Origin of the sequence: Photobacterium sp. S4TG1, assembly GCF_036040035.1 — a bacterium.
GTDB lineage: Bacteria > Pseudomonadota > Gammaproteobacteria > Enterobacterales > Vibrionaceae > Photobacterium.
In genome coordinates this window covers 136,250-148,941 of record NZ_JAYXUH010000004.1, presented here as the reverse complement: position 1 = coordinate 148,941, position 12,692 = coordinate 136,250, and the positions used below count along the sequence as shown (strand labels likewise).

Here is a 12,692-nt window from a genome sequence, read left to right as displayed (position 1 = left end):
CCGAAATAAAATCACGGTTTCAGAGGGCGTGACTATTTATTGCATTGTTATTAGAATTTGTAGTTTAAGCCTGCGCTGACGAAGAGATCGTTGCTGTCATAGAAATCAATATTTGATTGAGTAGAGCTATAGCCAATAAGTGATACTAAACCCCAACCTTTCCAATTAAAGGGCTGGTTATATTCATAAGCAAAGAAAGCACTGTATTTATTATCTTGTTGTTTTTGATCAAATACGGGATTGATTGCATCAAATAATGCGCGTTTATAATTTACAGTAAATGCAAAACTAGACTGGGGCAGTAATTGAATAACCGTGGCTGCGATGCCATATATGTTATTGCTCATGGCGTTACCATCAGCATCAATGTTGGTAAAGTTAACCGCTGTACGCAGCATCAGACTGCGACTAAAGGGTTGTACATAAGTACCTTCAGTATAAAGGACCGTCGCATTACGATTGAGGGCGGCTTTTTCATTGGGTGTAAGTGCAAGTACAGGATCGTTGCCACTACGTTCTTGATCAACACTAAATTTACCATAAGCTAACTGACCAGAAAAACGTGAACCACGAATATCATTAAGTTTGATACTAAACGCATTAATACTGGTTTTTGTTTTACTGCGCTCTACATTTTGAAGGTATGGATCTTGCCATGTTTTTTGAGTCAGTAGGCCTGGTATGTAGCTCAGGGTGAGCATAGAACTATCAGCGAATTTTTGTCGATAACCCGCTTCAACATGAAATCGACCAAGGGCAATATCAGAGCGATTAGTACCAAAGTAGAGTTGCTTATCGCTATCATTAAAGGTGTAGCTGAGGCTACCAATAGGGGCGACAAACATTTTATCTTGCTCATCACCATGGCTGGTTAAATTTTGGGTGGTGTCATTGTCACTATTAAACTGTGAATTTGATCTGTTGTAGCCGACTACCAATGATATATCACCGCCAAATCCAGGTGTCCAATCGACGGGTCTTGCTTGTGTCGTGGTGGAAATTATTGTAGTGGCAATTAAGCCGACAGTGAGTAATAGTTTCATTATTTTCCCTATAAATATTCAATCTAATCATTAGATTATAAGCGTTAATAGAAGATAAGTGAGACATTTATATTCATAGTGTAGCATTAGAAAATAGATTGGTTATTGATGATAATTAATTGTGTGAAATAGTGACAACATTTGGTCGAATAATAAGCTAATCATGTTCTATTTGAACAGCAATGCCTGTGATGAAATAATGCGCTAAATAGTGTGATGATGGTTGTAATTATCACGATGAATATTGATTTTATTGATAATCTGATCATAAACTAAAGTTGATATCATGTTACATATGGAGGTTGTGATGAATATTGAATTCAAAGTTACGCTGGTAACGGTTACTGTCATACTCTTTACATTAGCAAGTTATGGATTGATTGCTGTGCATGCATAGTTATGAAAAGGGTAATGTTAGAGAAATGAGAGTGGTATTTTCTAACATTATTTCCTATTGATATGTACAAATTGTATATTCGACTCTCTTGGATTTCTAAATATATGCCATTTGCATATTTAACAGGGAGAAGAAATGAATTATCTTCCGTTTAGTTTACGTGACATCAATGAGAAATCCGTCGCTGATTTTTCTGCGCTTATTCACACTGCATCTTATAAAAAAATAGCATTAATTGTTCAAGGTGGAGGGCAGCGAGGCATATTTTCTGCAGGTGTGCTTGATAGCTTTCTTGAGCATCAATTTGATCCGTTTGAGCTATATATTGGCACCTCAGCCGGTGCACTCAATTTGTCTTCTTTTATTAGTCGTCAACCACGGTTTGGGTATCATTTTATTCGTAATGTATCGATGGATGATCAATTTTTTAATTTATATAAATACCTCAGTAAGCAACAGCCAATGAACTTGGAATGGGCATTGCAGCAAGTGTCCGCTTCGGGGTTATATCCACTTGATATTGCCACGGCCCATAAAACACTTGCCCATAGAACAGCCCTTGCATGTGCGACTCGTAAAGACACGCTACAAGATTATTATTTGCCTATGTACCAACAAGACTGGAGTGAAGTTCTGTTGGCTAGTTGTGCTATACCTCTACTTTATAACCAGCCCGTAAATATGGATGAGTTGCAGTGGGTTGATGGTGGTGTGAGCGCTGCTATTCCTGTTAAAGAAGCGTGGCGGCGTGGTGCTGATCTTGTGGTTGTTATTCGTACAGAACCATTAGATGACAGTGTCGCTGAAATGAACCGTGGTGAAGACCGCGGTATATTCGATGATTGGCGAGAAAATATTGAAACACAATTGCCGTATTATATTGATAAATTAAGTTTACATGAGTCTGTTGATAAGATTAAAAATATTCATCAAGAGCTAAGCCAGCGGTTTGAACAATGGCGACAACAGCATTGGGAAGATAAAGCGGTTGATGATGAAAATACCATTACTAAAACAGCAGCGGTACCGAAAAAAAGCTGGTTTTCACCGCTGAATGTTGAACGATTATTAGCGTTAACAGGGCAAGGAACTAGTTCAGAAATATTAGAAATGTTGGCGCGTTATCATCATACCTATCGTGATGTGAATGATTTTCTTGTCAATCCACCGCAAGGGCTACAGGTTATTCAAATCGCACCAGAAGACACATTGAATAGTAGTGCGCTATTAAGTAGCTATGAAGATTTAGAGTTGGATTATCAGCAGGGTAAACAAATTGGCGAGCAGTTTGTGACAACTTTTGCTCAGTTACTGAATCAAAAAACCACTTTAATGCAGCATTTGCGTTAGGTCTAGTACATAAAAGAAAGCCTTGATAACTTGCGTGGTAGACACAAGCTTATCAAGGCGGTTTATTAAGCTAGATTATTTATTTAAAAAATCAGCCATATCTTTTTGCATATTTTGTGTTGTTGCTTTTGAGGCTTCGATCGTGAAGCTGTCATTCGCTGTTGGTGCCGTAACAGTAAGTAACGATGTATGGCTGCCTGGTGTATATTCTTTCCAACCTTTAGTTGTATTGTTTACTGCTAAATCTAATTGCTTAATCAGTGGTTCAGTACCCGTGAACGGTGAATAAGGTAGGTTGTTGGGCGTTGTTACATTTGGAATCGTACTATCACCTTTAACCATTTGAACATACACGGGAACCGATGCTGGAATACCGTTAGCTAGGTTAATTGGATCAACGGGATCCATTACTGTTTGTGCTGCATAGGCAAACTTAACGTAAGTCTGCGTCCATGTGGCGAATAGGCTAGGGTTGCTTTCTTTAATCGCTGAAATATTATTTACATAACATGTATTTAAATCTTTATGCTTATCATCTTGAGCGATATAACAAGCATTCAATGTTTGCAGAAATTTGCCAGTTTCAATCACATCTGGCGTTATTTGTGCTGGATTAGATACCGTACTTTGAAGCACGCCTGCCTTTAGAAGACCGCCAAAACTGCCAGAGTTTAATAGTAGGTAAGGGATCTCTGAGCCTGGATTTGCTAACGCCAGTTTATTGATAGCAAAGTATTGTTTATCAAATGCTGGGTTCATTGTTGGCCGGTTAGCAATATTACCAACATTGGTACCAACAATCGCACCTAGTGAGTGACCCGCAAAACTTACGCCATTATTAGGGTTTAACATTTCTAACGGTGAAATGTTGGTTGAAGTTTGGCCAGATTTTTGCTGTTGCTGAACATGGGTAAATAATTTACCAATAGCCGCCCGCAGGTTGACGACATCAATTGTACTTTGACGTAAGTTATCTCGTGCAACAGTTAAGTTTTCAAGATTTAAGTACATTGATGGATCTATTGCTGCGTTTTTATATTTGCTATTACCTTGGCTATCGATGATATGAATACCACGATCTGCGCCATGTAGTGGTTGGTTTATTGCAAAGATTGCGCGGCATTGATTGCCAATTAACGTTTCAGCTAAAGACGGTAAACCATCGCTGTGCGCTGTTAATACACTCTTATCTGCAGTAATACCGTGTTGGAAAATAGTGACGTTGTTAGCACCCAGCGCCTGACATTTTTTATTGTTAGGCAAAACTAATGTGTAATCAATTGTTTGTACTGATTTAAGTTCAGGTACAGCACTATAACGGGTGATCAGACGCTTAGGATCGAGTTGATTACCATTGGCTAGATAAAGTGTTTTACCCATTAAGCGAGTGAGCACTTTAATTTGTACTTGTGGGTTTGTCGCCACTTGTGCCATGTCTGCTAATGTAACTTTTGCATCCGCTAATTGAGCGATAATAGTCGCTTTATCCGCATCACTACCATTACTTAAGACATATTTAATCTTTGCAAGGCTAGGCATTCCACTTTGCCAAGGAGTATTCATGAATTTGTTAGCACGAATATCAAGGTAGTACGGTAATGAAACTGTGCCTTGATAGATTGTGACATTACTTTTGCCATCAACTTTATTTGGATCGTCAACTTTTACGGGTTGAGAAAACGTAAATAATGTTGAAAGTTGCTCTGGCGTTACTGTCTTTGCAATAGCAGAGCCTTGCCATACATTATTAGCCCCTAGCGCGATAGCTTCTTCCGTTGCCATCTTCGCTGCAAATAATACATCACCAGATGATAATGTCGTAAACCATGATGAGAAGATAATATCGCGTTTTTGCGCAATACCATGGAAAGCTTCTTCAGTGGCATGAGTGATCTTTTGTGCAGGTAATAATGCCGGTGCTGGTGGCAGATTATTCGACTTTAATAATGCATATGAGTTACTCATGCCTACAGCTTGGCCGTTCACATCTTTTAGATCGTCAGTAACAGCAAACATGTAGTTACTCGCAGGATCTAATGGTTTTAGTAATATAACAATTAAGTTATCACCAGAAACCGTTACCATAAAGTCGCCCGCTTGTTGGGTTAAGCGGGTTGGTTTTGTGGTGTCTGCCGGGTTAGTCGGATCGCCTGATTTAATTAGATAAAAACCACGCGCAGCTGTCGATGGATCTAAATTCTTACCTGTGAAATTAATCGTAATAGGCTGAGTGGTACTCCAACCATCAGTTTGCCCCATTGCAACTAAGGGATCTGAAGTATTAGTTTGATCTTGCGCCATCGTTTCTGTTGCAAGGGTGCCATTTTGAGCATCCATCGCTAAATATGTGGGTAATATTAGCTTTTTATTGGCAGAGAGTAGGTCGAAATTAATTTGCGTTTCGGCCTGTAAACTTGCCGCAATGTTTGGATCAATCGGAGCTTGGTTTTCTAAAGTACCGTTACTTTTACACGCGATTAAACTCAGTGCCGAGGTAACTAATAATGCCATTGAACGTATTTTCATTGTTATTCCTAATGATTTTATAGTTTAGTACGCACTAAAAGCGGTAATTAACTTGAGCGGCTGCAAGGTAGGCTTTACCTGTTGAAGTAAAACTATCATTTTCACCTGTTGGTGTTTGCTCGACAAAATCAGCTTTCTTACTGTGAATATAAGCGACGCCTAGATCGACAGATAGAGCAGGGTTGTAATGATAAGTTGCGCCTGCTGAATACCAATAACGATCCGTATCTGGAATACTCAGTGTTGCTTGTCCGGCATTTTGATCAATGGCAAAACCATAACGCAGTGTCCATGTCGGATTTAGCGTATAAGTTGTACCTACAGCCCAGCGATAAGTATCTTTAAAGTTTTCTTTTTTAACGAAACATGTGCCAGTTGCACATTGAGAACTTTCTGCTCTAATTTCTTTAAACTTGTTGTATTGCGTCCATTGAACACTATAACTGATTGCCCATTGCTGATTTAGCTGGTGGAAGCCTGAAAATTCAGCAATAGCAGGAAGAGGAAGATTAAGGTTAGCAGCAACCGTTTCATTTGGCTTTGAAGTTGCTTGTCCTAAGTAGTCAGTAAAATGGCCATGAAAATTGAGATCTACTTGTGAACGGTAGCTTAATCCAAAACGGTTATTATTATCGAGTTCGTATAATGCACCAATATTCCAGCCCCAACTCCAGTCGTTGCCTTCCATATCGATCAGGTTATGGCTAGGCGCAGCATAAGCTAAAGAGCCTAAACGACGGTTAAATTCTGCAGTACCGTAAACAAGGCTTACACCTGCACCAATGCTTAATTGTGGTGATAGACGATAAGCAATATTGGGGTTGAAGTTAACCGTTTCTAATGACGTTTTGCCTGCTAAGCTGCCAGCCTGCATTGCTGTAGGGTAGTCGGTTGTTACACCATAATTACTGAAAATGGCTAAACCAATGGCTGTCCTGTCATTAATCGGTTGAATATAGTAAGCCGCAGGAACAATACTTATTGGTGAAACATCTTTTGCCGTTTCATTATGGGTATGATCATCAATATTAATTGATGGGTTTATTACACTGGCAACACCTGAAACCTCAGCATGTTTAAAGCGTGTCATTGCGGCGGGGTTACGCGCAAGTACTGCTGCTGTATCGGCAATAGCTGCTTCACCAGCATATGCTCGGCCAAGACCTGCGGCAGAATGTTCTGATACTTGGTAGCCAGCAGCATATGCTTGGTTTGAAAGTGCGGCGGTAATAATGAAGGCGATATGTTTTTTATTTATGGACATTAAACTGTCTCTCTATAATTTCTAGTAGCTTCTTGCTGTCTCATCCTTCAAAGAAGGCTGGATTTGAAAGAGGAAGAATTATAGTTATACCTCAAGGGAATAATAAGTAAATATAGATAAATCTCACAATTAAATGGTTTGTTTGGTTATACTTTGTGCATATTGCTGCTTTATAGATGCATTTGAATTGATAAAAAATTAAAGTATTTGCTCTAATATCGAAAGTGTTGTAGAGAAATTTTTATTATATAGCGGGAGATGATAATCGTTTTGAGGCTATGTTTGATGATTTAGACCAAAAAAAAGGCTCTAGAAAGAGCCTTTTTTATCATCAATAATTAGTTAATATAATTATTTTGCAAGGACAGTTTGTAGCCAAGGCCAGCCTTGTTTTTTACGGCTTAGTGTATTTTCCATCATTAATACACCGTCAGTAGCATGTGTATCAAGGATGTGATTCCAATCACCAGTGTAAAGTAGGCGAGTTGTACTTGTTGTGATGTCAGTTAGCATCAATGCTGCCATACCAAGGCCTTCTTCGTCGCAACGACGTTGAAGATCGGCTTGAAGTTCTGCAATCATGCTATCTACTTGCTCAAGAGTCGCAAGTTCGATTTGACCAACAACAACATCACGATCATTGAAAGGGTAACCTTTAAGGTCCTTTTCAACTAATTGTGCAGCGGTTAGGCCTTCGATGTCAGTTTTAGCAATCAATAGTGCTTTGATGAATGATTCTAGATCTTGTACATCAGCGATTTGAGCAAGCTCATGTACTGCATCTTTATCTTTTTGAGTACAAGTTGGAGATGCAAAACCGACAGTATCAGACAGGATAGCTGACATCATAAGTACTGCTAGTTCACGAGTGATCTCATTACCTTCAATTTTAAATAAGTTGAATAGTACAGTACAAGTACAGCCTACAGGCCAGATCCATGCTTCCATTGGGTTAATTGTCATTACATCACCTAGACGGTGGTGGTCGACAATACCCACAACTTCAGCTTCAGCTAGGTCATCAGGTGCTTGAGCTAGATCAGAATAGTCAACTAACCATACTTTCTCACCAGCAACGCTTGTACGTAGCTCAGGAGCTGTAACGCCAGCTAGCTCAAGAATGTGTAGAGTTTCACGATTCATTTCGCCTTGACGAATTGCTGTCGCTTCAAGACCACGAGCTTTAAGAAATGCAGTACAAACGAGTGCAGAACAAATGCTGTCACTATCAGGGTTTTTGTGACCTACAACTTGGATCATGATATTTCCTTTACTTTATCTGTCACAGCATGTGCTGTGTAACATATATAAGACTAACTTGGTTCTTTACTGATTATACCTAGAAGAGAGGGTGTTTTACAGGGATAAGAGTAATCAAGAACTGTGATGCGGGAAGATTGTAGAGTATTTTGAAGAAATAACAATTATGGACAAAAAATAAAGGCGCAAGTGTCTAATCTTGCGCCTTGTTCGTTATTTGAAGATAAATTTTTGTTTAGCTACGTAGCTTATGCTTTTTGTGCTTGCTCAATCGCAACAGCAACAGCAACAGTTGCGCCAACCATTGGGTTGTTACCCATACCAATAAGACCCATCATTTCAACGTGAGCTGGTACAGATGAAGAACCTGCAAACTGAGCGTCAGAGTGCATACGACCCATTGTATCAGTAAGACCGTAAGAAGCTGGACCTGCAGCAACGTTATCAGGGTGAAGAGTACGACCAGTACCGCCGCCTGATGCTACTGAGAAGTAAGCTTTGCCTGCTTCTAGACGTTCTTTCTTGTACGTACCAGCAACTGGGTGTTGGAAACGTGTTGGGTTAGTTGAGTTACCAGTGATTGAGATATCAACGTTTTCGCGGTGCATAATAGCAACACCTTCACGTACATCATCAGAACCGTAACAGTTGATGTCACCACGTTGTGTTTTAGAGAAACGACGCTCAGAAACAACGTTTAGTTCGCCAGTAACGTAATCGAATTTAGTTTCAACATAGTTAAAGCCGTTGATACGAGCGATTAGGTAAGCAGCATCTTTACCAAGACCGTTAAGAATAACGCGTAGTGGGTTAGTACGTACTTTGTTAGCGTTTAGAGCAATTTTGATTGCGCCTTCAGCTGCTGCAAATGATTCGTGACCTGCAAGGAATGCGAAACATTGTGTTTCGTTGCTTAGTAGACGAGCGCCTAGACGACCGTGACCAAGACCTACTTGACGTTGGTCTGCAACAGAACCAGGAATACAGAATGTTTGTAGACCAAGACCTAGGTATTCAGCCGCTTCAGCTGCTGTTTTAGCACCTTCTTTAAGTGCGATAGCTGAACCTAAAACATAAGCCCAAGATGCGTTTTCAAACGCGATTGGTTGTGTCTCTTTAACGATGTTGTATGCATCAACACCATGTTCGTTACAGTAATCACGTGCTTCTTCTAGTGAAGCGAAACCATATTGCTCTAGTACTGGAGTGATTTTTTCAATACGACGATCAAAACTTTCAAATAATGCAGCCATGATGGAGTTTCCTCTAATTCGGTAAAAACAATTTCAGTGACGCTGTCACTCTTGAGAGAGCTAAAATAAAGGCGTCATTTACTTGTGTGATATAGGTCTATGATTACTCGTGACGAGGATCAATAGTACGTGCTGCTTCATCAAAGCGACCGTATTGACCAGTAGCTTGTTCCATAGCTTCTGCTGCAGGAACGCCTTTACCAATAGATTCCATCATCTTACCTACGTTTACAAAACGGTAGCCGATGATTTCTTCGTTTTCATCTAATGCAACTTTAGTTACGTAACCTTCAGCCATCTCCATGTAACGAGGGCCTTTTGCACGAGTACCGTAATGTGTACCTACTTGGCTACGTAGACCTTTACCTAGATCTTCAAGACCAGCACCGATTGGTAGACCGTCTAAAGAGAATGCAGTTTGAGTACGACCGTAAACAAATTGAAGGAAGATTTCGCGCATTGCAACGTTGATAGCATCACAAACAAGGTCAGTGTTTAATGCTTCAAGGATAGTTTTACCAGTAAGAATCTCTGAAGCCATTGCTGCAGAGTGTGTCATACCTGAACAACCGATAGTCTCGATTAGTGCTTCTTCGATGATGCCATCTTTAACGTTAAGTGTAAGTTTTGCAGCACCTTGTTGAGGCGCACAAGCACCAACACCATGGCTTAAACCAGAAATAGCAATAACGTCTTTAGGACTAACCCAACGACCTTCTACAGGGATTGGCGCTGACTCGTGTTGTGGACCACGAGAGATAGGACACATGTTTTGAACTTCACTTGAGTATTGCATTGCTCTGCCTCATAGACACCGCAGTATAAGCAATAAGGTAATACAAATGGTATGTATTAGCCTATTACGGTTAGCAGTGTAGAATTGATAATTCGTTATCGCGCAGATAATAAGAAGAGGACATAATACGCAAACAACGCGACGTGTTTATAAACAAATATCATTTGATATTAAGTAACAAAATAACACGGTCCTCGACTATTAAAAGCCGAATGTTGTCAGACGTCATTATCCTTAAAGAAATACAATAAGGCGGTTAAAGGAGGAACATCATCTCCCGCTATAAAGATTATTATAATAAGTTATCATTTATAGCAACAAAATAGATTTTTTTGACTATTTTGTGAATGGAATAAATATACGCTTTTTTTTATAAATGAGGCTATTTAATTTTTGGAAAAAAGATTTCAAATATGAAATCATTAACTGATAATTATTCTTATTAATATTGTTGAATAGTTAGCTGAGTGCGAAAATATTTAATCTATTGATATTTATTGTTTTTTATTTTTAATTTAAAGGTGGGCTAAAAATAAAAAATAATATTATGGCTAAATGTATTATTATTTAGACAATGTTAAATGATAATTATTTTTATTATGGTAAAGGAGAAAACCATTGCAAGACTTTATTAAGAATAATGAACTTTGCTTTCGAAATATAAATATTAATGTACCAGTAGATTATGAACAAATAATAGACGGAACCTTAAGTATTTTTGCTCGAGAGGTTGTACATAAATCTAACATTGATGCAGATCTTCCGTGGTTGGTTTATTTACAAGGTGGTCCAGGCTTTGCGGCACCGCGCCCAGATGCGAACAGTGGCTGGTTAAAAGCCGCATTAAAACACTATCGAGTACTGTTACTTGATCAAAGAGGTACTGGTGCAAGTAGTGCTATTACTCATCAAACACTGGCTTCAAAGTCACCTCAACAGCAGGCTGAATATTTATCGCATTTTCGAGCTGATAATATTGTTCGCGATGCCGAGCTGTTACGGCAGCACCTTGGTATAAAGCAGTGGGCGTTACTTGGGCAGAGCTTTGGTGGTTTTTGTGCATTACATTACCTGTCTTTTTATCCGCAAAGCTTATCCAAGGTGTTTATTACCGGAGGCATTCCTTCCATTACGGCAACTGCGGATGACGTTTATCAAGCAACGTACAAAAGAGTTGCTGATAAGAATAAAGCTTTCTTTAAGCGTTTTGCTGGCGCCCAACAACAATGTAATGCCATTGCTAAATATCTGATAGAAAACCCAACGTATTTACCTAATGGACAATTGTTTACTGTTGAGCAATTTCAAACGTGGGGAATAACCTTAGGGGGGGCTGGCGGTGATTTAGCTATGTATTACACTTTGGAAGGAGCATTTGTCGAGGTAGAAGGGCAACAAGTGCTGAGCTATGATTTCCTTAATGCGATGCTTAATCAACAGAGCTATCAAACAAACCCTATTTATGCGATTTTGCATGAAGCCATTTATTGCCAGCAATACGCTTCTGAGTGGGCTGCCGATCGAATACGTCAGCACTATCCTCAATACCAATATCAAGTAGGTAATGATGTTAGCTTTACTGGTGAAATGGTGTACCCGTGGATGTTTGACCAAATGGTATGCTTACAACCATTACGTGATGCAGCCCATTTATTAGCAACAAAGGAGGATTGGTCTCCATTATATTGTGCGCAACAATTAGCTAAAAATACGGTACCTGTTGCGGCGGCTGTATATGTTGAAGATATGTATGTTGAGTATCGTTATAGCTGTGAAACTTTAGCTTTATTAGCAAATTCTAAATCATGGCAAACAAATCAATATGAGCATAATGGTTTACGTGTTGATGGCGAGCATATTTTTGAGCAATTGATGGCCTTAGCCGATAGCATTTAATTATGAGCTTTGCGTGGACATTAAAGATGTATTTGTTTTATCATTTTAATGTTAATACAGTTCATCGGTAAAAATTGTTATAATATAACATTTATATTTAGGGTGCTAAGTGGTAATGTAACGCATTCAGAACTGATAGGATCAATGATCCTGATTGATTTTGTTGTTGTTAGTACCCTAATTTCGGTATTATTTAGTCATAATTAAATATTCCTCTACGACAGGGGTATGAAGAAATGCATAGGAAGAATATGGTAAATGTTAGGGCAAGAGTGCCTTTTAAAGTAGGTCTTAGCAGCAATATCCCCGCTGAATTGCTTTCGTTCAATGGCCTTGAGTCAGGAAAAGAACATGTTGCTATTATTTTTCAAGGTGCAGATAAAACGTTAGCCCCGCTGGTTCGTATGCATTCAGAATGTTTAACGGGTGATGTGTTCCATTCTTCACGTTGTGATTGTGGTGAACAACTTGATGAAACCATTGAAAAAATGGGTAAAGTTGGCGGTATCATTCTTTATTTACGCCAAGAAGGGCGTGGCATTGGTTTATATAATAAAATCGATGCCTATGAATTACAGACTCAAGGTATGAATACCTATGAGGCGAATAATCATCTTGGTTTTGGTGATGATTTACGTGAGTTTTCTGAAGCGGCACAAATGTTGAGAGCGTTAGGCATTAATGAAGTACGTTTAGTGACGAATAATCCTAAAAAGATTTGTGATCTAGAAGACAATGGTATCAACATTGTTGAAGTCGTTGGTACAAAAGCACACGTTAAAGACGGTAATGAAAATTATTTAAAAGTGAAAGCTTCACACGGTAAGCATCGTTTGAAATTTGATTGATCTTAATTAAAGTAAAAATAGCCTCATGGTATTTTCTCAATTTTTGAAAGTATTATGAG

Annotated in this window: 9 protein-coding genes and 1 riboswitch; of the genes, 3 read left to right on the top strand and 6 right to left on the bottom strand. The window is 39.0% G+C overall.

What is annotated here, in order from left to right; genetic code table 11:
• Nucleotides 1-50: 50 nt before the first annotated feature.
• Nucleotides 51-1,043: a DUF2860 family protein gene (locus tag VXS03_RS07625; protein WP_327763002.1), complete on the bottom strand. Its 993-nt coding sequence runs from the start codon at nucleotides 1,041-1,043 to the stop codon at nucleotides 51-53.
• 532 nt (nucleotides 1,044-1,575) lie between these two features.
• Between VXS03_RS07625 and VXS03_RS07620 the strand changes: the two genes are divergently transcribed.
• Nucleotides 1,576-2,790 carry a patatin-like phospholipase family protein gene (locus VXS03_RS07620; RefSeq protein ID WP_327763001.1) on the top strand — a complete coding sequence of 405 codons (1,215 nt, stop codon included), beginning with the start codon at nucleotides 1,576-1,578 and terminating at the stop codon, nucleotides 2,788-2,790.
• 75 nt (nucleotides 2,791-2,865) lie between these two features.
• Here VXS03_RS07620 and VXS03_RS07615 read toward each other — a convergent pair whose 3' ends face one another.
• From VXS03_RS07615 to VXS03_RS07595, 5 genes are all read right to left on the bottom strand, one after another.
• Complete coding sequence (locus tag VXS03_RS07615; RefSeq protein ID WP_327763000.1) at nucleotides 2,866-5,316, bottom strand: VolA/Pla-1 family phospholipase; 2,451 nt, start codon at nucleotides 5,314-5,316, stop codon at nucleotides 2,866-2,868.
• 34 nt (nucleotides 5,317-5,350) lie between these two features.
• Nucleotides 5,351-6,580: an outer membrane protein transport protein gene (locus tag VXS03_RS07610; protein WP_327762999.1), complete on the bottom strand. Its 1,230-nt coding sequence runs from the start codon at nucleotides 6,578-6,580 to the stop codon at nucleotides 5,351-5,353.
• Between the two features lie 351 nt (nucleotides 6,581-6,931).
• Entirely contained in the window at nucleotides 6,932-7,840 is a 909-nt protein-coding gene (locus VXS03_RS07605) for a manganese-dependent inorganic pyrophosphatase (protein ID WP_327762998.1), read from the bottom strand.
• Nucleotides 7,841-8,088: 248 nt separating this feature from the next.
• Entirely contained in the window at nucleotides 8,089-9,093 is a 1,005-nt protein-coding gene (locus tag VXS03_RS07600) for a GGGtGRT protein (protein WP_327762997.1), read from the bottom strand.
• Between the two features lie 103 nt (nucleotides 9,094-9,196).
• Nucleotides 9,197-9,889, bottom strand: a complete 693-nt coding sequence (locus VXS03_RS07595; RefSeq protein ID WP_327762995.1) for an iron-sulfur cluster assembly scaffold protein — start codon at nucleotides 9,887-9,889, stop codon at nucleotides 9,197-9,199.
• Between the two features lie 212 nt (nucleotides 9,890-10,101).
• Nucleotides 10,102-10,176: riboswitch (Fluoride riboswitch) on the bottom strand.
• A 331-nt stretch (nucleotides 10,177-10,507) separates the two neighbouring features.
• Here VXS03_RS07595 and VXS03_RS07590 point away from each other — a divergent pair.
• Both VXS03_RS07590 and VXS03_RS07585 read left to right on the top strand, forming a co-directional pair.
• Nucleotides 10,508-11,785 (top strand): alpha/beta fold hydrolase, encoded by a 1,278-nt coding sequence (locus tag VXS03_RS07590; RefSeq protein ID WP_327762994.1) that lies wholly within the window; start codon nucleotides 10,508-10,510, stop codon nucleotides 11,783-11,785.
• Nucleotides 11,786-12,036: 251 nt separating this feature from the next.
• Nucleotides 12,037-12,633, top strand: coding sequence for a GTP cyclohydrolase II (locus VXS03_RS07585; RefSeq protein ID WP_327762992.1), 597 nt, complete (start codon nucleotides 12,037-12,039; stop codon nucleotides 12,631-12,633).
• Nucleotides 12,634-12,692 lie beyond the last annotated feature (59 nt).